Annotated in this window: 18 protein-coding genes; 15 read left to right on the top strand and 3 right to left on the bottom strand. The window is 65.4% G+C overall.

The features are described 5' to 3' along the window. Positions 1-103: 103 nt before the first annotated feature. From ACVIIV_RS12640 to ACVIIV_RS12625, 4 genes are all read left to right on the top strand, one after another. Positions 104-568, top strand: a complete 465-nt coding sequence (locus ACVIIV_RS12640) for a hypothetical protein (RefSeq protein WP_456744482.1) — start codon at positions 104-106, stop codon at positions 566-568. 121 nt (positions 569-689) lie between these two features. Next, positions 690-1,382, top strand: a complete 693-nt coding sequence (locus ACVIIV_RS12635; protein ID WP_456744481.1) for a ribonuclease T2 family protein — start codon at positions 690-692, stop codon at positions 1,380-1,382. 189 nt (positions 1,383-1,571) lie between these two features. Next, positions 1,572-2,432: a 23S rRNA (adenine(2030)-N(6))-methyltransferase RlmJ gene (locus ACVIIV_RS12630; protein WP_456744480.1), complete on the top strand. Its 861-nt coding sequence runs from the start codon at positions 1,572-1,574 to the stop codon at positions 2,430-2,432. A gap of 265 nt (positions 2,433-2,697) precedes the next feature. Then, positions 2,698-2,913 carry a cold-shock protein gene (locus ACVIIV_RS12625; protein WP_008544396.1) on the top strand — a complete coding sequence of 72 codons (216 nt, stop codon included), beginning with the start codon at positions 2,698-2,700 and terminating at the stop codon, positions 2,911-2,913. A gap of 70 nt (positions 2,914-2,983) precedes the next feature. Here the strand turns inward: ACVIIV_RS12625 and ACVIIV_RS12620 are convergent, their stop codons facing one another. Continuing rightward, complete coding sequence (locus tag ACVIIV_RS12620) at positions 2,984-3,607, bottom strand: outer membrane protein (RefSeq protein WP_456744479.1); 624 nt, start codon at positions 3,605-3,607, stop codon at positions 2,984-2,986. Between the two features lie 249 nt (positions 3,608-3,856). On the opposite strand from ACVIIV_RS12620, the gene uvrC reads away from it, so the two are divergent. The 7 genes from uvrC (at position 3,857) to ACVIIV_RS12585 (ending at position 10,149) form a co-directional block, all read left to right on the top strand. Beyond that, complete coding sequence (gene uvrC / locus ACVIIV_RS12615) at positions 3,857-5,917, top strand: excinuclease ABC subunit UvrC (RefSeq protein WP_456744478.1); 2,061 nt, start codon at positions 3,857-3,859, stop codon at positions 5,915-5,917. Between the two features lie 97 nt (positions 5,918-6,014). Continuing rightward, on the top strand, positions 6,015-6,632 hold the full coding sequence (gene pgsA, locus ACVIIV_RS12610; protein WP_456744477.1) for a CDP-diacylglycerol--glycerol-3-phosphate 3-phosphatidyltransferase: 618 nt from the start codon (positions 6,015-6,017) through the stop codon (positions 6,630-6,632). Beyond that, positions 6,629-6,880, top strand: a complete 252-nt coding sequence (gene moaD, locus ACVIIV_RS12605; RefSeq protein WP_212374324.1) for a molybdopterin converting factor subunit 1 — start codon at positions 6,629-6,631, stop codon at positions 6,878-6,880. The genes pgsA and moaD overlap by 4 nt, the downstream gene beginning before the upstream one ends. Positions 6,881-6,884: 4 nt before the next feature. Beyond that, positions 6,885-7,352, top strand: a complete 468-nt coding sequence (locus ACVIIV_RS12600) for a molybdenum cofactor biosynthesis protein MoaE (protein ID WP_456744476.1) — start codon at positions 6,885-6,887, stop codon at positions 7,350-7,352. Further along, positions 7,352-8,311, top strand: a complete 960-nt coding sequence (gene prmB / locus ACVIIV_RS12595) for a 50S ribosomal protein L3 N(5)-glutamine methyltransferase (protein ID WP_456744475.1) — start codon at positions 7,352-7,354, stop codon at positions 8,309-8,311. Before ACVIIV_RS12600 ends, prmB begins: the two co-directional genes overlap by 1 nt. Before the next feature lie 90 nt (positions 8,312-8,401). Continuing rightward, complete coding sequence (locus ACVIIV_RS12590; RefSeq protein WP_456744474.1) at positions 8,402-9,019, top strand: phage holin family protein; 618 nt, start codon at positions 8,402-8,404, stop codon at positions 9,017-9,019. Then, positions 9,019-10,149 (top strand): YihY/virulence factor BrkB family protein, encoded by a 1,131-nt coding sequence (locus ACVIIV_RS12585; RefSeq protein ID WP_456744473.1) that lies wholly within the window; start codon positions 9,019-9,021, stop codon positions 10,147-10,149. The genes ACVIIV_RS12590 and ACVIIV_RS12585 overlap by 1 nt, the downstream gene beginning before the upstream one ends. A gap of 51 nt (positions 10,150-10,200) precedes the next feature. On the opposite strand, the gene ACVIIV_RS12580 is transcribed toward ACVIIV_RS12585, so the two are convergent. Continuing rightward, positions 10,201-11,040: a class I SAM-dependent methyltransferase gene (locus ACVIIV_RS12580; RefSeq protein ID WP_456744472.1), complete on the bottom strand. Its 840-nt coding sequence runs from the start codon at positions 11,038-11,040 to the stop codon at positions 10,201-10,203. A gap of 375 nt (positions 11,041-11,415) precedes the next feature. Here ACVIIV_RS12580 and ACVIIV_RS12575 point away from each other — a divergent pair, with 375 nt between their 5' ends. Beyond that, positions 11,416-12,879, top strand: a complete 1,464-nt coding sequence (locus tag ACVIIV_RS12575) for an EAL domain-containing protein (RefSeq protein WP_456744471.1) — start codon at positions 11,416-11,418, stop codon at positions 12,877-12,879. Positions 12,880-12,894: 15 nt separating this feature from the next. Next, positions 12,895-13,749: a TIGR01459 family HAD-type hydrolase gene (locus ACVIIV_RS12570; protein ID WP_456744470.1), complete on the top strand. Its 855-nt coding sequence runs from the start codon at positions 12,895-12,897 to the stop codon at positions 13,747-13,749. Positions 13,750-13,887: 138 nt separating this feature from the next. On the opposite strand, the gene ACVIIV_RS12565 is transcribed toward ACVIIV_RS12570, so the two are convergent. Further along, entirely contained in the window at positions 13,888-14,283 is a 396-nt protein-coding gene (locus ACVIIV_RS12565; RefSeq protein WP_008567674.1) for a response regulator, read from the bottom strand. Positions 14,284-14,512: 229 nt separating this feature from the next. Here ACVIIV_RS12565 and ACVIIV_RS12560 point away from each other — a divergent pair, with 229 nt between their 5' ends. Beyond that, a complete protein-coding gene (locus ACVIIV_RS12560) occupies positions 14,513-15,484 on the top strand; it encodes a bifunctional riboflavin kinase/FAD synthetase (protein ID WP_456744469.1) in 972 nt (323 codons plus the stop codon). 203 nt (positions 15,485-15,687) lie between these two features. After that, positions 15,688-18,732 carry an isoleucine--tRNA ligase gene (ileS, locus tag ACVIIV_RS12555; RefSeq protein WP_456744468.1) on the top strand — a complete coding sequence of 1,015 codons (3,045 nt, stop codon included), beginning with the start codon at positions 15,688-15,690 and terminating at the stop codon, positions 18,730-18,732. Positions 18,733-18,740: the final 8 nt, after the last annotated feature.

Below are 18,740 nucleotides of genomic sequence, written 5' to 3'. Positions count from 1 at the left end.
TCTTGGTCAACTCCTGGCGAAGTGTTGCCGCGCTGCACTTGACCTCCCCCGGCCTTCGCGGCACCGTCCGACCTTCGCAAGACCTTAGCTGTCCGGATTGATCATGCGCGCCCCCTCCCCGACGAAATCGCTCCGCTTTGCCGCCGTGCTCGGCCTCATGTTCGGGGCACTGTCGCTCGGAGAGGCCAAAGCCGCCAATCCGCTCGAGATGAATTTCTGGCTGAGCGGGCCGCGCTATGACGGCGCTGTCGCCGATTGCGACAGGGCCCTGCCGACGATCGCCACCCAGTTCTGGGAGAAGGAAAGCTCGTTCTGGAATTCCTCGTTGCAGATCACCGGCTTCTCCGCCGTTCACGAGGTCGCGTTTCGCCCCTGGCAGTCCGACAACATTCCGCGCCGCTACTGCACCGGCGACGCCATGCTCAATGACGGCAAGGTGCGCAAGGTGCATTTCTCGATCATCGAGGATGGCGGCTTCGCCGGCTACGGCAACGGTGTCGAATGGTGCGTGGTCGGCGTCGACCGCAACTGGGCCTATAACCCGGCCTGCCGCGCCGCCAAACGCTGATCCGAAGCGCGCCTGATTCGGGGTTGATCGGCCGGCAGACGACAGGCCGTCCAAATTTTGTTCTTGAAATGTTCCATTCGCCTGCTAGGCTGCGTGCACAGTCTAGTTGAGGGGCGTCGCCATGTTTCAGTCCAGATTGCGTTCGTTGTCCCGCCTGATGATCTCACTAACCCTTGCCGCGGGACTGGCTTTGCTCGCCGATGGCGCCAAGGCCCAGGACAAGCGGCAGAACGCGCCGGGCGAATTTGATTTCTACGTGCTGTCGCTGTCATGGTCGCCCTCGTTCTGCGAGGAGGCAGCCGAGCGCGGCGGCCGCTCGCAGATCCAGTGCGGCGGACGGCCCTACGCCTTCGTCGTGCATGGCCTGTGGCCGCAATATGAGAACGGTTTTCCGGAATACTGCCAGCGGCCGGCACCGCGGCTGAACCGAAACATCGTCTCCTCGATGCTCGACCTGATGCCGGCGCCGGGCTTGATCTTCAATGAATGGGACAAGCACGGCACCTGCTCCGGGCTCGAGGGCCGCGGCTATTTCGAGACGATCCGCAAGGCGCGCGCCGCGATCAAGATTCCGGCCGAGTATCTCGATCTGTCGCAGGCCAAGACGGTGGCGCCGGCGGAGGTCGAGGAGGCCTTCATCAAGGCCAATCCCGGTCTCAGCAGTGCCGCCGTCTCGGTCACCTGCAACCGGACACGGCTGTCCGAGGTTCGCATCTGCCTCAGCAAGGACCTGCAATTCCGCGCCTGCGACGAGATCGAGCGCCGCGCCTGCCGCCGCGAGCAGGTGACGATGCCGCCGATCAGGGGTGGGTAGCACGCTCTGGTGCCCCGGATGCAGCGCAGTGCGCCGCGAATGCGGCGTGGTGCGCTGCTGATCCGGGGCCCATCACGCAAGAGGAGGCTGGGTCCCGGCTCAGCGGCGCAGCGTTAAGCGCTGCCCCGCGTCCGGGACACGTGATCGTGCCTCTTTGCTCAAGCCATCACGTGGCGTAGTGCTGTTTTCATGAACTACCGTCACGCCTTCCACGCCGGCAGCTTCACCGATGTCATCAAGCACATCGTGCTGGCGCGCATCCTCACCTATCTGCAGGACAAGCCAGCGGCATTCCGCGTCATCGACACTCATGCCGGCGCCGGGCTCTACGATCTCGACAGCGACGAGGCGCGCCGCGGCGGCGAATGGCTGACCGGCATTGCGCGGCTGCTGCAGGCACGCCTGTCGAACGAGACCGCGGCGCTGACCAAGCCCTATCTCGACATCGTCCGCGCCTTCAATCCGAAGGGCGAGCTTAGGGCTTATCCGGGCTCGCCGCTGATCGCGCGCGGTCTGCTCAGACCACAGGACCGGCTCGTCGCCTGCGAGCTCGAGCCGAAGGCGCGGAAAGCGTTGATCGACGTGCTGCGCCGCGACGAACAGGCCCGCGTGGTTGATCTCGACGGCTGGGTGGCGCTGCCGGCCTTCGTGCCGCCGAAGGAGCGGCGCGGCCTCGTGCTGATCGACCCGCCCTTCGAGGCCAAGGACGAGTTCGAGCGGCTGGGCGACGCCTTCACGGCGGCCTTCGCGAAATGGCCGACCGGTATCTATGTCATTTGGTATCCGGCCAAGAACCGGCGGGCCACCGACACACTGGCCCAAACGGTGGCGCGGCTCGCAGCTGCAGCAAAGCCGCCGGGGAAATGCCTGCGCCTCGAATTCAGCGTCGCGCCGCAAGCCGACAGCACCGCCCTCACCTCCACCGGGCTCCTGATCGTCAATCCGCCCTATACGCTGCACGGCGAGCTCAAGACCATCCTGCCCGAGCTGGAAATACCGCTCGGCCAGGGCGGGGCTGCCAGATTCCGATTGGAGGTGCCCAAGCCTTAACGCCAGACCGTAACACTCCGGCCTTCTTGGGAAAAATATGCAGGACCGGTAGTCAATCTGCGAAGAACCGTATTATGCTGTTTGGGTGACTGGCTTTACGTTCCGCTTCCGCGAATGGTTGCGGCGGAGTGAAGGCCCTAAGAAAGATCCCGCCGGACCGATGAGGTCCGTCCAAGGATGGCCAGCTCCCGGGCTCCGTGAGGCCCGGTCATGCCGCGACGTGAGTCTGCGTCGCGGCGGAGGAGCAATGAGGGGGAGTTTCCCGATGGCCATGACGGGAACGGTCAAGTTCTTCAACGGCGAGCGCGGCTACGGCTTCATCAAACCTGACGACGGCGGTCGCGATGTCTTCGTTCACATCACCGCTGTGGAGCGGGCGGGACTGAAGGACCTTGCCGAAGGACAGCGTATTACTTTCGAAGTCGAACCGGACAAGAAGGGGAAGGGACCGAAGGCGGTCAATTTGGTGATCCTCTCCTAGCGCGCCTGGCGCAAAAAAATCCCGGCCGCGAGCGGCCGGGAGGTTGGTCCGGTATTTTCTTCCTTGGATGTCAGAAGCGATAGTTCACGCCTGCGCGGACGACGCTGGCGCTGTAGCCGTTTGACACGCCCGTAATTGCGAACTGACTCGTCGACAGATCGATGTAGAGATATTCGAGCTTGGCACTCCAGTTCGGCGCGAGACCCACTTCCGCGCCGGCACCGATGGTCCAGCCCGCGGTGGTGTGCGACTCCGTCCAGCCGAAGGTCTGCCCGCGCAGCTCGCCAAAGGCGAGGCCGGCGGTGCCGTAGAACAGCACGTTGCTGAACGCATAGCCGGCGCGGCCGCGCAGGGTGCCGAACCACGGATTGGAGAATTTCCACGGCGCGAAGGTGTCGTCGGCGCCGGTGGCCTGGATGTCGCCCTCGACACCGAACACCCACGGGCCGTTCTGGAAATTGTAGCCGGCTTGCACGCCGCCAACGAAGCCTGACGGCTTCGTGGGGTTGTTGTCGACCGAGCCCCATTCGTAGCCGATGTTGCCGCCGAGATAGGGACCTGCCCAGCTATAGGCATTGAGCGGCTGATTGACGGTATAAGGCGCACGCTGTCCGTAATTGAGATCGGCGGCCTCTGCCGAAGCTGTCCAGCCGGCTGCAACCAACGCGGCTGCGCCCACAACGAACCTCTTCATCACTCACTCCAACGCAACTGTCGCAACCCTCGCGATGCCCGCGCCGCCGCGCCGGCCCGTCGCATGGCTACGGAACCAAGAACTTTTCGCGTAGGATTTATCGAGAGTTTTAAGTTAAAGGGCTGTTAAGTCGGGTTACCGCCCGCTTAACAGACTTAAGGAAGCGTTACCGGGAACTGGCCGCCATCCTCTGTGCGCGCCGCATGGCCGGAACTTCAAATCGGCCCCCCCAGCACATAAATTCGCCCCATGGTTCACGATTCCTCCGACAATCCGGACGACCGCGCGCGTAAGTCGCCGCGCCCTGCGGCGAGCGACGCGCCGCCCGAGCGACTGGCAGCGCCGGACGTCGATCCCGCGGCAGCAGGCGGCGACGACGACGACGATGCGCTGCTGCCGGATATCCTGGAAGAGAGCGGCGCGGTCGGCGAAGGCCCGCTGGCGACCGGTCACGAGGCGATCGAGCGCGCGGTTCGGCTCGCACCCACCTCGCCCGGCGTCTATCGCATGCTCAATGCGAACGCCGACGTGCTCTATGTCGGCAAGGCCAAGAACGTCAAAAAGCGCCTGTCCAGCTATGCGCGCCAGAGTGCGCCGCTGCCGGCCCGCATCCTGCGCATGATCGCCGCCACGGTGACCGTGGAGATCGTCTCGACCAACACCGAGACCGAGGCGCTGCTGCTGGAGGCCAACCTCATCAAGCAGCTGCGGCCGCGCTTCAACGTGCAGCTGCGCGACGACAAGTCGTTTCCCTATATCCTGATCACCGGCGACCATTGGGCGCCGCAAATCCTGAAGCATCGCGGCGCGCAAACCCGGCCCGGCCGCTATTTCGGCCCGTTCGCCTCCGCCGGCGCGGTCAACCGCACCATCACGGCGCTGCAGCGCGCGTTCCTGATCCGCTCCTGCACCGATTCCTTCTTCGAGAGCCGCACCCGGCCCTGCCTGCTCCACCAGATCCGCCGCTGCGCCGGTCCCTGCACCCGCGAGATCGATTTCGGCGGCTATTCAACGCTGGTGCGCGAGGCGAGCGACTTCCTCTCCGGCAAGAGCCATGCGGTGAAGCAGGAGCTTGCCGGCGAGATGGAGAAGGCGGCCAGTGAGCTCGAATTCGAGCGCGCCGCACTCTACCGCGACCGTCTCGCCGCACTATCGGCGATCCAGTCGCAGCAGGGCATCAATCCACGCACGGTGGAAGAAGCCGACGTGTTCGCCATCCACCAGGAGGGCGGCTTCTCCTGCGTCGAGGTGTTCTTCTTCCGCACCGGCCAGAACTGGGGCAACCGCGCCTATTTCCCACGCGCGGAAAAGACCTTTACGCCGGAAGAAGTGCTCGGGTCCTTCCTGGCCCAGTTCTACGACGACAAGCCGCCGCCGAAGAACATCCTGCTCTCGCACGAGATCGAGGAGAGCGAGCTGCTTGCGAACGCGCTGTCGATCAAGGCCGGCCACAAGGTCGAGATCACCGCGCCCAAGCGCGGCGAGAAGAAGGAGCTGGTCACCCACGCGCTGACCAATGCGCGCGAGGCGCTCGGCCGCAAGCTCGCGGACACCGCGACGCAAAGCCGCCTGCTCGAGGCCATGGCCGCGACGCTGAACCTGCCGCACCCGCCCAAGCGCATCGAGGTCTACGACAACAGCCACATCCAGGGCACCAATGCGGTCGGCGCCATGATCGTCGCCGGCCCGGACGGCTTCGTGAAGAACCAGTACCGCAAGTTCAACATCAAATCGGAAGGGCTGACGCCCGGCGACGACTACGCCATGATGCGCGAAGTGCTGGAGCGCCGCTTCAAGCGCCTGATCAGTCCGCCCGATGAGGGTGCAGCCAAGGCGAAGGACGACGATTTCCCGCAATGGCCGGACCTCGTCATCATCGATGGCGGCCGCGGGCAGCTCAACGCCGTCCGCGAGATCTTTGCAAATCTCGGCCTGACCCAGGTGTCGCTGATGTCGGTCGCCAAGGGACCGGACCGGGATGCCGGCCGCGAGACCCTGTTCATGCCGGAGCGCGAGGCGATCAAGCTGGAGCCGCGCGATCCGGTGCTCTATTTCATCCAGCGCCTGCGCGACGAGGCGCATCGCTTCGTCATCGGCTCGCACCGCAAACTGCGCAAGAAGGACATCCGCGAGGCCGGCTTGCAGGAGATTCCGGGGATCGGTCCGTCACGCAAACGTGCCTTGCTGCACCATTTCGGAACCCTGAAGGAGATCGAACGGGCATCGATTGCCGATCTCGGCAAGGTTCCGGGGGTCAGCGCCGAGAGCGCGCGCAGGATTTTCGAATATTTCCATCCCCAGCCGGGGTGAACTATAGGGGGACCGCAGTCATATGATCGTTGCGTCCGCAACTCATTTGGGGAGCGGGACGGTTGACGTTCAGGCGGCAGCGGTATTGGTAGGACGGATGAACATCGCCACGACACGAGGGACGACCAGCCGCGCGATGTCCCTCCCCAACATCCTGACCTATGGCCGGATCGCCGCGATCCCGGTCGTGGTCGGATGCATCTATGCGCAATCGATTCTGGATCAGCCGCTCTGGCTGCGCTGGGTCGCCGTCGCCCTTTTCATCGCGGCGGGGGTGACCGATTACCTCGACGGCTATTATGCGCGGATCTGGAATCAGCAATCGGCGTTCGGCCGCATGCTCGACCCGATCGCCGACAAGCTGCTGGTTGCCTCCTGCCTGCTGATGCTGGCCGCGGACGGCATCATCCACGGCTGGTCGCTGTGGGCCGCCATCGTGATCCTGTGCCGCGAGATCCTGGTTTCCGGCCTGCGCGAATACCTCGCCGCGCTGCGCGTCAGCGTGCCCGTGACCAAGCTCGCCAAGTGGAAGACCACGGTCCAGCTCGTCGCCATCGGCTTCCTGCTCGCCGGCCCGGCCGGCGATGAGGTGGTGCCGGTGGTCTCGATGATCGGCCTGGCGCTGCTATGGGCTTCGGCAATCCTCACCATGTACACCGGCTACGACTATTTCCGCGCCGGCATCCATCACCTCATCAAGGAGGACGAAGGATGAAGGTGAAGTATTTCGCCTGGGTGCGCGAGCGCGTCGGCAAGGCCGAAGAGACGATCGAGCCGCCCGCGAGCGTGCGCACCGTCGAGGAGCTGATCGCCTGGCTCTCCGGCCAAAGCGAGGCCTATGCCTATGCATTCGAGAAGCCGAAGGTGATCCGCGCCGCGATCGACCACGCCCACGTCAAATCAGACGCCGCGATCGCGGGCGCCCGCGAGATCGCGTTCTTCCCGCCGATGACCGGCGGCTAGGCTGATGACCTGCCCTGTCACCATCCGCATTCAGGAAGACGATTTCGACATCGCGCGCGAGATCGCGCTCCTGACCGACAGCCGGACCGATATCGGTGCGGTCGTGAGCTTTTCCGGCATCTGCCGCGCCGACGAGGACGGCGCCAAGGTCGCCGCGCTCACGCTCGAACATTACCCTGGCATGGCGGAGGAAGAGATCAGGCGTCATGCCGACGAGGCCGTTTCGCGTTGGCCGCTCAACGGTATCACGGTGATCCACCGCGTCGGCCGCTTCATGCCGGGCCAGAACATCGTGCTGGTGCTGACCGCCTCGCAGCACCGACAGGCAGCGTTCCAGGCGGCCGAGTTCCTGATGGACTATCTCAAGACCAGTGCGCCGTTCTGGAAAAAGGAAGAGAGCGCCACCGGCACCGGCTGGGTCGAGGCCCAGGCCCGCGACGACGAAGCCGCTGCGCGCTGGACCAAATCCTGATGGCAAAAGCCTCGAAGAAAACCGTGCGCGGCCGCGCCGCGCCAAAGCTCGCAAAAGTCGGACGCGGCGAGCTTCTCACGCTGCTCGACTTCGTCCGCTATGCCGTGAGCCGCTTCGTCGAAGCCAGGCTCACTTTTGCCCACGGCACCGTCGATCCGGTGGCGGAAGCCGCCTTCCTGGTCTGCGAGACCCTGCATCTGCATCCTGAGCAGCTCGACACCTTCGCCAACGCGCGCGTCACCCCCGCGGAAGGCAAGACCATCCTCGATCTCATCCATCAGCGCGTCACGACGCGCAAACCGGCCGCCTATCTCGTCAACAAGATCTATATGCGCGGCCTGCCCTTCTATGTCGACGAGCGCGTCATCGTTCCGCGCTCCTTCATCGGCGAGCTCCTGGATTCGCATTTCGGCGCCGAGGGCGAGGCCGGGTCGCTGATCGATGATCCAACGGCGGTGACGCGCGTGCTCGATCTCTGCACGGGATCGGGATGCCTCGCCATCCTCGCCGCGCATCACTTCCCGAATGCCACCGTCGACGCCGTCGACATCTCCAAGGGCGCACTTGAAGTCGCCGCCCGCAATGTCGGCGAATACGGGCTCGCGGACCGGATCAGCCTCTATCGCGGCGACCTGTTCGCCCCGCTCGGCGACAACAGATACGACCTGATCATCACCAACCCGCCTTACGTCGATGCCGAAGGCATGGCGGCCTTGCCGCCGGAGTGCCGCGCCGAGCCGAAGCTCGCCTTCGACGGCGGCGCCGACGGTCTCGACGTGGTGCGCCGGATCCTACGCGATGCGCCCGATCACCTGACGCCGGATGGCGGGCTGATCTGCGAGATCGGCCGCGGCCGCGAGCTGATCGACGAGGCCTTTCCGGAGTTGCCGCTGCTCTGGCTCGACACCGAGGATTCCGAGGGCGAGGTGTTCTGGATCGCAGCCGCCGATCTCGGCTGAGCCTCTGCGAGGCGCGCGCTTCCTCGGAACAAGTCAAATACCGCCACGTTCATCCCCGACGAATTGTTCTCGCTCTCGGAGGATGTCCGCATGCTTGCGCCATCGGGCGAATTGCTGCGCGCCGGCGTGGCGCTGAAGCTCAATCACGTCAAACGCGCCGCTCAATCCTATCTGCGTGACCAGACCAGCCAGGCAACCGGCAAGGTGACGTCTTACGCGGTGGCCGCCGGGCTGTTTGCGGTCGCGGGCCTGTTCGTCCTCGCAGCATTTTTCGTCGGGCTGATCGCCCTGTACCGCTGGGTCGCCATCACCTACGGGCAATTCTGGGGTTTTGGCGCGATCGGCGCAGTGCTGCTGGTGCTGGCTGCGGTCTGCGCCGGGGTCGCGATGGCGCAGATGAGGCGCAAGCCCAAGCCGATCGTGCCGCTTGCGAGCCGTCTGCGCGTGGCCGTCGCGACCCCGCGGATCCCGCGGGGAACGGTCAAGCAGGCGGTGAAGGAGGTGGCAACGACAATTCCCCTCGCACCGCTTGCGCCGGGTGAACGCGGTCATGGCAGCAAAGCTTATGGCAGCAAGGCTCACGACAGCAAGGCTTGGCCGGGTCGCGCCAACCGCCCCGTGCAACTTGGCCTGATGCTCGCGGCCGTCGGCCTGGTCGGGCTGACGGCCGCCCGCCGACGGCGCCACAGGCGCAGTGTGGAGGCGTGATGCTGGCGCGGCGCTCCGAACCGATCGACTCCTGGCTGCTGGTGGCGGCGACGGCCATCTTCGTGCTGACGGCGGAGCGCTACTTTCAGGACACGGGCCTGATCCGGTCCGGGCCTCCGCAAAACCACCGCAAAGGTGAGGCGAATTCACCGGAAACGCACCCGGCCGGTGCGGCGATACAGCCCGGCCGGGGCCGCCGGGCGAAAAGTCCGCTCCAGATCCCCTGGTCGGGCTGGAAGGATATTTTTTGGCGGACCTATCAGCGCATCGACGAAGATCGCCTGCTCGCGACCGCGGGCGGCGTCGTCTTCTTCGGCCTGCTCGCGCTCTTCCCCGCAGTCACCGCGCTCGTCTCGTCTTATGCCCTGTTCGCCGATCCCGCGACAATCAGCGCCAATCTCCAGACGCTTGCGACCATGGTGCCCGAGGGCTCGTTCCAGATCGTCGAAGACCAGGTCGCGCGCGTAGTGTCGAACGGCAATACGACGCTCGGTGTCACGTTCCTGTTCGGCCTGCTGCTTGCGATCTGGAGCGCCAATGCCGGTGTCAAGGCGATCTTTGACGCCCTCAACGTCGCCTATGAGGAACGCGAGAAGCGCAGCTTCATCCGGCTGAACACGGTCTCGCTGGCCTTCACCGTCGGCGGTATAGTGGCGCTGCTGTTGATGGTGGGGGCCGTCGTCGCCTTCCCGCTTGCGCTCAATCATCTTGGCATGGCGCCCGAAAGCAAGCTGATCGTCGCGCTGGCACGATGGCCGCTGCTGTTCCTGATCCTGCTCGTCGCACTCGCCATCCTCTACCGCTTCGCGCCCAGCCGTGACGCGCCGCGCTGGCAATGGCTGAGCCTCGGCGCCGTGACGGCCGCCCTCCTCTGGATCGCCGGTTCGGCGCTGCTGTCCTGGTACCTCTCGGAATTCGCCAATTACAATGCGACCTACGGCTCTCTGGGCGCTGCGATCGGCCTGATGACGTGGATGTGGATGTCGGCGATCGTCATCATGTTCGGCGCCGAGCTGAATTCGGAGATCGAGCGGCAGACGCTGCGCGATACGACCACCGGACGGCCGAAGCCGCTCGGGACCCGCGAAGCCGTCTCGGCCGACACGGTCGGCGCCACCGCGCCATTTTGATCGGTGGCGGTCAGGCCGGGGCCGGCCTGACCGCATCTATCTCAGGCGCTGTCAGCGCTTGGTGATCACGGCTTCCAGATATTCGCTGTGCACCACGATCGTGCCGTCGTCGGCGTGGTTGAACTCCCCGAGCAGCGCCAGGAGATCGTCCGTCAGCGCAGCCCGGCCGCTCTCGTCAAGCGCGGCAAACGCCTTCAGCGTAGGACCATAGAAGGTCTTGAAGATTTCGAGCCAGTGGTCCGGCGAGCGGTAGCGGAACACGAACATGCGCGGCTCGGCGGCGATCTCTGAAGCCTGGCTTGCGAACATCTCTTCCAGCCGCGCCGCGGTGCCCCACAGCGCCGGTGACTTCACCCCCGCCGGCGGCGGCAGATGCTTGCCGATGGTCTTGAACAGCTGGCCGATGAAACCGTGCGGCGTCCAGTTGGCGAGGCCGATCTTGCCGCCGGATTTGCAGACCCGCGCGAGCTCGGAGGCCGCCTTGTCCTGATCCGGCGTGAACATCACGCCGAAGGTCGAGAGCACGACGTCGTAGCTGGCGTCGGCAAACGGCAGCGCTTCGGCATCCGCCTCGCGGAACTCGACCATGAGATGTTCGGCCGCCGCACGCTCGCGCCCGCGCTTGAGCAGCGCCGGCACGTAATCGGTGGATGTGACGTCGCACCAGCGCCGCGCCGCGGCCAGCGTCGCATTGCCGTTGCCGGCGGCGACGTCGAGCACCTTGCTGCCGGCACGTAAGTCGATTGCCTCACAGAGCTGTTCGCCGACGATCTGCAAGGTGGTGCCGACCACGGCATAGTCGCCCGACGACCAGGCGCCGTGCTGGCGCTGCTTGACGGCGGCAAGATCAGGTTGGGTTGCGGCTGGCTTGAGCGCGGCGGATGTCGACATGGCAATCTCCTGGGGTTGAGACGCCGGGACGATACGGCGCATGCGGCTCGCTGGCCTTGAGGGCGGCGTGATTTTACGCTGAGAGCGCCTTGATTTCCGCACGGGAGCCGGGGAGGACGTGTGACGTTTCAGATCGAGGAGTTCTGCTCGATCCCGAGCGTCGCGAACGGCATGCCAATCAAGCTCGCCCCCGACCGCTAGCTGGAAGGCTTTCGCCGCGCGGGCCCGACATAGGCTCCGAGACAGTCACTATCCCCTCGAATCAACAATGATGTTAGGGTCATGCATGCTTGGGGGAGCATGAGGCCTGACGGATTCGGACTCGGCCCGTGTTTTCCCGGGTGAGGCAGTCAGCTCTTGAGGCGAACGCGCGGCATGATTCGCATTTCGACGATCTTCATCGCCATCTGCATGGTCCTGGTCGCGGCCTCGCTCGGGCTCGGGCTTTATGCGGTCGCCGGCATCAGCGGAACGGAATCGGCGATCGTGGCGCTGACCGCGCTGACCTTCCTGATCCTCTACAACGCGGTGTCGATGCGGCTGCGCGACCGCAGCGACGTCGGCGGCCAGATTGCCGACCTCTCGCGGGGCACCGCCGACCTCGCCCGCCAGGTGGCCGAGTTCGGCCGCCGGCTAGCCGCGATCGAGGGACGCATCGCCTCATCCAATTCGACGAATTCCGACCGCGTCCAGTCGGTCATCGGCGAGATCAACGAGCTGGGCGGATTGGTCAGGCAGCTCGCCACCACCGTGGCTGCCCATGAGGATCTGCTGGCCGGCAACGCGCCAGCTCCCGCCCCGGTCACGACGCCCGAGCCAGAGACGCCGATCGATCTGGCTGCCCCCTTCGAGGAGAAGCCGGTCGCCCCTCCTCCGCTTCCCGCGCCGCGGCCGACACCGGCGGTTCAAGCCCAAGCCGCCAACCCGGTCCAGACCGGCAATGGACGCAGCCAGACCCAGTTGCTGGCGACACTGCGCAATGCAATCGACGAGAACCGCATCGACATCTTCCTGCAGCCGATGGTGACGCTGCCGCAGCGCAAGGTACGGTTCTACGAGGCGGTGACGCGCCTGCGCGATGAGCGCGACCAGCTGATCGCCGCCGAGGAGTTCATCAGCATCGCGGAAGCCTCCGGACTGATCGGGCGCATCGACAACATGGTGATGCTGCGCTGCGTGCAGGTGCTGCGGCGCCTGATGGTGCGCAACAAGGACGTCGGGGTGTTCTGCAACGTCGCGGCCTCCACGCTCGGCAATTCCACCACCTTCGCGCAATGCCTCGACTTCCTCGAAGCCAACCGCGCGCTGGCGCCCTCGCTGGTGCTGGAGTTCAAGCAGTCGACCTTCCGCAATCTCAGCCCGGCCGAGACCGAGAACCTCGCCGCGCTCGCCCAGCGCGGCTTCCGCTTCTCGATCGACCATGTCACGGATCTTCGCATCGAGCCGCGCGAGCTGGCCGATCGCGGGGTGCGCTTCATCAAGGTGCCGGCCACGCTGCTGCTCGACCCCAGGCAGGCCTCGACCTCCGACATCCATCCGTCCGACCTCTCAGACCTGCTCGGCCGCTTCGGCATCGACCTGATCGCCGAGCGAATCGAAGGCGAGCGCGCCGTGGTCGATCTGCTCGACTATGACGTGCGGTTCGGCCAGGGGTTCCTGTTCGCGCCGCCCCGGCCATTGCGGCCAGAGGGGGCATCTGCTACCGCCGGGGCCCCGCCGAACCAGGCGAAAGACATTCAGGGACCTCATGGCTCCGGCACACAAAGCTCAGGCGCGGCGTCTTCTGCGCCTCCGCCACAACGCATCACCGGCAACGCGGCGCTCGCGCGCCGCATCTGATCGGCCGCGCGCATCATGACCACACTGCATTTTGCCGAAGGCCTGCGCGAGCTCGTGGGCGGCATCGACGTCGTGCTCAGCGACATCTGGGGCGTGGTCCACAACGGGTTGGAATCCTTCCCCGAAGCCTGCGAGGCGCTGCACACCTATCGCGGCCGTGGCGGTACGGTGATCCTGATCACCAACGCCCCGCGCCCGGCCGACTCCGTGCAGCGGCAATTGCGCAAGCTCGGCGTCCCGGACGAGACCTATGACGCGATCGTGTCTTCCGGCGACCTGACCCGGCTCTATGTCGCCGAGCATCCCGGCCGCAAGATGTTCTGGCTCGGCCCCGAGCGCGACAACTCGATCTACCGCGGCCTCGATGCGGTGACCGCGCCGCTCGAGGAAGCCGATTACATCGTCTGCACGGGCCTCTATGACGACGAGACCGAGACGGCGGAAGACTATCGCGGCATGATGCTGAAGGCACGCGAGCGCCAGCTGACGCTGGTCTGCGCCAACCCCGACATCGTGGTGGAACGCGGCGACCGGCTGATCTATTGCGCCGGCGCGATCGCGGAGCTCTACCGCGAGCTCGGCGGCGAGGTGATCTTCTACGGCAAGCCGCACCGGCCGATCTACGACCGCGCCATGACGCTCGCCGGCGAACGCCAGGGTCACCAGATCGACCGGAAAAAGGTGCTGGCGATCGGGGATTCCGTCCGCACCGACCTCACCGGCGCGCGCGAATTCGGCATCGACTGCCTGTTCGTGACCCGCGGCATCCATGCCGAGGAGTTCGAGGGTCTCGACCAGCTCGACCCGACATCGGTGATGGAATTGTTCGGCCACCCGCCGAAGGGGCTGATGCGCGAATTGAAGTGGTAGAAATATCGTGCCCCGGACGCAGCTCGAAGAGCTGCAGAGCCGGGGCCCAGAAGTCGCAAGCGATGTCGTGGATAGGCTGGGTCCCGGCTCAGCGTCGCGTCACTGACGTGCCGCGCCTTGTCCGGGACACGATCACCCTTACGCGCTCGCCATGTCCGGGAAGACCGCCTCGATCTTGGTCTTCAGCGTCGCCGCATTGAACGGCTTGACGATGTAATTGTTCACGCCGGCCTTCTTGGCCGCGATCACGTTCTCGGTCTTCGATTCCGCCGTGATCATGATGAAAGGCGTGGTAGCGAGGTTCGGATCCGCACGGACTTCGCGCAGGAGGTCGTAGCCCGTCATCGGCTCCATGTTCCAGTCGGAGATCACGAGACCATACTTCTTGCCGCGCATCTTGTTCAGCGCTGCCGAACCGTCGCTGGCATCATCGATGTTCTCGAAGCCAAGCTGCTTCAGCAGATTCCGGATGATACGGATCATGGTGCTGTAGTCATCCACCACCAGAACCGGCATCGACAAATCAACCGCCATCTCGACTCCCCCAACGCATACCCAGGAATATTACGATCGGACCCGCCAGGCCGGAGCCCGGCAGTTCCACGCCTCAAGGACTAGCATCAAGGCGTTAAACAGCGCGTTAACTGCGGACACCTCTGAAGGATTGGAATCGTGTTCAACGTCTGCGCTCCCCCCGCTTGACTTCGCAAGGCCGGTCGCGTCACGGTCCGGGCCGGTCCTGCCCGGTTCGAGAATTCCCCTGATGGCTCCGCCTTTTACCGTTATCCGCGACACGACGCCGGATTCCGCGATTCCGAGGGGCGCCGTGGTCGCCATGGGCAATTTCGACGGCGTTCATCTCGGCCATCGCGCCGTGATCGCGGCTGCCCTGGAGATGGGCAGGGCGCAGGGCCGCCCTGCGCTGGCATTGACCTTCGAGCCGCATCCGCGGCGGTTCTTCAGCCCCAACACCCCGCAATTCCGCCTGACGGATGAGCGGGCCAAGCTGCGGCTTTTGGCCGGCACCGGCCTTGCCGGCGCCGTGGTCATGACCTTCGACAAGGCGCGCGCCGGAACCAGCGCGCAAGATTTCGTTCACCATGACCTGATCGGGCGTCTCGGGGTGAGCGGCATCGCGGTCGGCTACGACTTCCATTTCGGCAAGGGACGGGTCGGCTCGCCGAGCCTTCTCGTCAACGAGGCGCCCCGGCTCGGCATCGAGGTCGACGTGCAGCCGCATGTCGATATCGACGAGCGGCCGGTCTCCTCCAGCGCGATCCGGATCGCCCTTGCCGAGGGCCAGCTCGACGAAGCCACGACCATGCTGGGCGCGCCCTGGTTCATCACCGGCGAGGTGATCCACGGCGAGAAGCGCGGCCGCGACCTCGGCTATCCCACCGCCAACATTCGCCTCGATGCCAATTGCGGCCTGAAGCACGGCATCTACGCGGTGCGGGTCGGCCGGGGGGCCGAGCGTCTGGATGGGGTGGCCAGTTTCGGCCGCCGCCCGACCTTCGACAATGGCGCCCCGCTCCTGGAAATCTTCCTATTCGACTTCAAGGGCGACCTTTACGGGCAGGCACTCGACTGCGCCTTCATCGGCTTCATCCGCGAGGAGCTGAAATTCGACAGTCTTGAAGCCCTGATCCGCCAGATGGACGACGATTCCGCCCGCGCCCGCGCCATCCTGGCCGCCGCCCCGGACGCATTTCCGCGGCTGGGCGTGATCGATTGAGCCCGAAACCGGGCCAGCCGGACCTTTGCGCTTCCTCCGCCCCCCTGCTATGGAGAGCCCATGTTTGCGCGGCGCATCATAGGGATTAGCGGCCCGGCTTCCGCCTGAGCCTGAAGGCTCGGCGCAAGACCGGGATTTTGTCGTTTCACCCCGCGATTCCGCATCGCCATCCGTTCCCGCGCCCTTCCGAGCCAGTCAGCCTCATGTCCGAAAAGCCGCAAAAGTCCCAAAAGTCTGAAGTCAAAGACTATTCGAAGACCCTGTTCCTGCCGCAGACCGAATTCCCGATGCGCGCCGGCCTGCCGCAGCGCGAGCCGGAAATCCTCAAGCGCTGGTACGAGATCGGCCTCTACGAAAAGCTGCGCGAGAGTGCGAACGGCCGCGCCAAGTTCGTGCTGCATGACGGCCCGCCCTACGCCAACGGCAACATCCATATCGGCACGGCGCTGAACAAGATCCTGAAGGATCTCGTCACCAAGAGCCAGCAGATGCTCGGCTTCGATTCCAACTACGTGCCGGGCTGGGACTGCCACGGCCTGCCGATCGAGTGGAAGGTCGAGGAAGAGAACTATCGCAAGAAGGGCAAGCAGAAGCCCGACTTCCGCGACTCTGCCGCAATGATCGACTTCCGCAAAGAGTGCCGCGCCTATGCCACGCACTGGCTCGGCGTGCAGCGCGAGGAGTTCAAGCGCCTGGGGGTGATCGGCGACTGGGATCATCCCTATGCCACGATGAGCTATCCCGCCGAAGCCCAGATCGCGCGCGAGCTGATGAAGTTCGCCGCCAACGGCACGCTCTATCGCGGCTCCAAGCCGGTGATGTGGAGCGTGGTCGAGAAGACCGCGCTGGCCGAAGCCGAAGTGGAGTACGAGGACCACACCTCCGATACGGTGTGGGTGAAATTCCCGGTGACCTCGCCCGCGCACGGTGCGCTCTCCGCCGCAAGCGTCGTGATCTGGACCACCACGCCCTGGACGCTGCCGGGTAACCGCGCCATCTCGTTCTCGCCGAAGATCGCCTATGGCCTCTACAAGGTGACGGACGCCCCCGCCGACAATTGGGCCAAGACCGGCGACCTCCTGATCCTCGCCGACACGCTCGCGGACGAGGTCTTCAAGCAGGCGCGCGTGACCGCTTATGAGAAGGTCCGCGAGGTCCCCGGCGACACCATGGACGCGATCGAATGCGCCCATCCGCTGAAGGGCCTCGCCGGCGGCTACGACTTCATCGTGCCGCTGCTGCCCGGCGATCATGTCACCGACGACACCGGCACCGGCTTCGTGCACACAGCGCCCGGCCATGGCCGCGAGGACTTCGATGCCTGGATGGCGCAGGCACGCGACCTCGATGCGCGCGGCATCAACACCGCAATCCCCTACACCGTCGACGAGAACGGCGCCTACACCGATCATGCCCCGGGCTTTCCCGGCAAGCGCGTCATCACCGACAAGGGCGAAAAGGGCGACGCCAACGAGGCCGTGATCAAGGCGCTCGTCGAAAGAGGCATGCTGCTCGCGCGTGGCCGGCTGAAGCATCAATATCCGCACTCCTGGCGCTCCAAGAAGCCGGTGATCTTCCGCAATACGCCGCAATGGTTCATCGCGATGGACAAGCCGATTGTGGACGCATCGGGCAAGGCCGGGGCTATGGACGTGGCGCAGGGCGGCAAGGCCAAGAGCGGCGACACGCTGCGCGCCCGCGCGCTGCACGCGATCTCGGTGACGCAATGGGTGCCGCCATCGGGCGAAAACCGCATCAACGGCATGATCGAGGCGCGCCCGGACTGGGTGATCTCGCGCCAGCGCGCCTGGGGCGTGCCGATCGCCGTGTTCGTGCGCGAGAAGGGCGACGGCTCCGCCGAGATCCTCCAGGACGAGGCGGTCAATGCGCGCATCGGCGAAGCCTTCGAGAAGGAAGGCGCCGATGCCTGGTACGCGACGGGTGCGCGCGAGCGCTTCCTCGGGCCCCGCGCGAACGAAGACTGGCAGAAGGTCGACGACATTCTCGACGTCTGGTTCGATTCCGGCTCAACCCACGCCTTCGTGCTTGAAGACCCCGTCCATTTCCCGGGGTTGTCAGGCATCAAGCGCAAGGTCGACGGCGGCGCCGACACGGTGATGTATCTGGAAGGCTCGGACCAGCACCGCGGCTGGTTCCACTCCTCGCTGCTGGAAAGCTGCGGCACGCGCGGCCGCGCGCCTTACGACATCGTGCTGACCCACGGCTTCACCCAGGCCGAGGACGGCCGCAAGATGTCGAAGTCGCTCGGCAACACCATCGAGCCGCAGGCCGTCATCAAGGAATCCGGCGCCGACATCCTGAGACTCTGGGTTGCGTCCTGCGACTACACCGACGACCAGCGCATCGGCCCCGAGATCCTGAAGAACACCGTCGAGACCTATCGCAAGCTGCGCAACACCGTGCGCTGGATGCTGGGCACGCTGCATCACTACAAGCCGGCCGACGCAGTCGCGCCCGCCGAGATGCCCGAGCTGGAGCGCTTGATGCTGCACGAGCTCGCGGTGCGCGCCGCCGCGGTCGGCAAGGCCTATCGGGAGTTCGACTACAAGACCGTGGTCGCTATTCTGTCCGCCTTCCTGAACAGCGAGCTCTCCGCGTTCTACTTCGACATCCGCAAGGACACGCTTTATTGCGATCCGCCGTCGTCACTGACGCGCAAGGCGGCGCTGACGACCATCGATCTGTTGTGCGGCTCGATCCTGAAATGGCTGGCGCCGATCCTCAGCTTCACCGCGGAGGAAGCCTGGCGCATGTACCGGCCCGACGCTGAGCCGTCCGTGCATCTGACGCTGTTCCCGACCGACCTCGAAAACCTGCGCGACGAAAAGCTTGCCGCGAAGTGGGAGACGATCCGCAACGTGCGTCGGGTCGTCACCGGCGCGCTCGAGCTGGAACGTGCCGCCAAGAACATCGGCTCCTCGCTGGAGGCCTCGCCGGTGATCTATGTCGCCGATCGCGGCATGTTGGCGACCTTGTTCGACGTCGATCTCGCTGAAGTCTGCATCACGTCGAACTATGAGGTGCGTGAGGGCGAGCCGCCGGCAGGTGCATTCCGTCTCGATGCCGTCCCCGGCGTCGCCGTCGTGGTGGAGAAGGCGGTCGGCGCCAAATGCGCCCGCTCCTGGAAGATTTCGCCGAGGGTCGGCGAGGACCCCGAATATCCCGACGTCACCCCCCGCGACGCGAAGGCGCTGCGCGAATGGAAGGCGCTGGGGGTGAGCGTCTGATCGGACGA

The organism is Bradyrhizobium sp. USDA 4354 (assembly GCF_054060315.1).
This window is presented reverse-complemented; position numbering and strand designations above follow the sequence as displayed.

What these genes read in the sequence shown, in the direction of transcription:
- ACVIIV_RS12590 (WP_456744474.1), top strand. Translation starts at nt 8,402, where the DNA reads ATGCTTGCGCCATCGGGCGAATTGCTGCGCGCCGGCGTGGCGCTGAAG.
- ileS (WP_456744468.1), top strand. Translation starts at nt 15,688, where the DNA reads ATGTCCGAAAAGCCGCAAAAGTCCCAAAAGTCTGAAGTCAAAGACTAT.
- ACVIIV_RS12575 (WP_456744471.1), top strand. Translation starts at nt 11,416, where the DNA reads ATGATTCGCATTTCGACGATCTTCATCGCCATCTGCATGGTCCTGGTC.
- ACVIIV_RS12600 (WP_456744476.1), top strand. Translation starts at nt 6,885, where the DNA reads ATGACCTGCCCTGTCACCATCCGCATTCAGGAAGACGATTTCGACATC.
- ACVIIV_RS12570 (WP_456744470.1), top strand. Translation starts at nt 12,895, where the DNA reads ATGACCACACTGCATTTTGCCGAAGGCCTGCGCGAGCTCGTGGGCGGC.
- ACVIIV_RS12625 (WP_008544396.1), top strand. Translation starts at nt 2,698, where the DNA reads ATGGCCATGACGGGAACGGTCAAGTTCTTCAACGGCGAGCGCGGCTAC.
- ACVIIV_RS12560 (WP_456744469.1), top strand. Translation starts at nt 14,513, where the DNA reads ATGGCTCCGCCTTTTACCGTTATCCGCGACACGACGCCGGATTCCGCG.
- ACVIIV_RS12620 (WP_456744479.1), bottom strand. Translation starts at nt 3,607, where the DNA reads ATGAAGAGGTTCGTTGTGGGCGCAGCCGCGTTGGTTGCAGCCGGCTGG.
- ACVIIV_RS12565 (WP_008567674.1), bottom strand. Translation starts at nt 14,283, where the DNA reads ATGGCGGTTGATTTGTCGATGCCGGTTCTGGTGGTGGATGACTACAGC.
- ACVIIV_RS12580 (WP_456744472.1), bottom strand. Translation starts at nt 11,040, where the DNA reads ATGTCGACATCCGCCGCGCTCAAGCCAGCCGCAACCCAACCTGATCTT.
- moaD (WP_212374324.1), top strand. Translation starts at nt 6,629, where the DNA reads ATGAAGGTGAAGTATTTCGCCTGGGTGCGCGAGCGCGTCGGCAAGGCC.
- ACVIIV_RS12585 (WP_456744473.1), top strand. Translation starts at nt 9,019, where the DNA reads ATGCTGGCGCGGCGCTCCGAACCGATCGACTCCTGGCTGCTGGTGGCG.
- uvrC (WP_456744478.1), top strand. Translation starts at nt 3,857, where the DNA reads ATGGTTCACGATTCCTCCGACAATCCGGACGACCGCGCGCGTAAGTCG.
- pgsA (WP_456744477.1), top strand. Translation starts at nt 6,015, where the DNA reads ATGAACATCGCCACGACACGAGGGACGACCAGCCGCGCGATGTCCCTC.
- ACVIIV_RS12635 (WP_456744481.1), top strand. Translation starts at nt 690, where the DNA reads ATGTTTCAGTCCAGATTGCGTTCGTTGTCCCGCCTGATGATCTCACTA.
- ACVIIV_RS12630 (WP_456744480.1), top strand. Translation starts at nt 1,572, where the DNA reads ATGAACTACCGTCACGCCTTCCACGCCGGCAGCTTCACCGATGTCATC.
- ACVIIV_RS12640 (WP_456744482.1), top strand. Translation starts at nt 104, where the DNA reads ATGCGCGCCCCCTCCCCGACGAAATCGCTCCGCTTTGCCGCCGTGCTC.
- prmB (WP_456744475.1), top strand. Translation starts at nt 7,352, where the DNA reads ATGGCAAAAGCCTCGAAGAAAACCGTGCGCGGCCGCGCCGCGCCAAAG.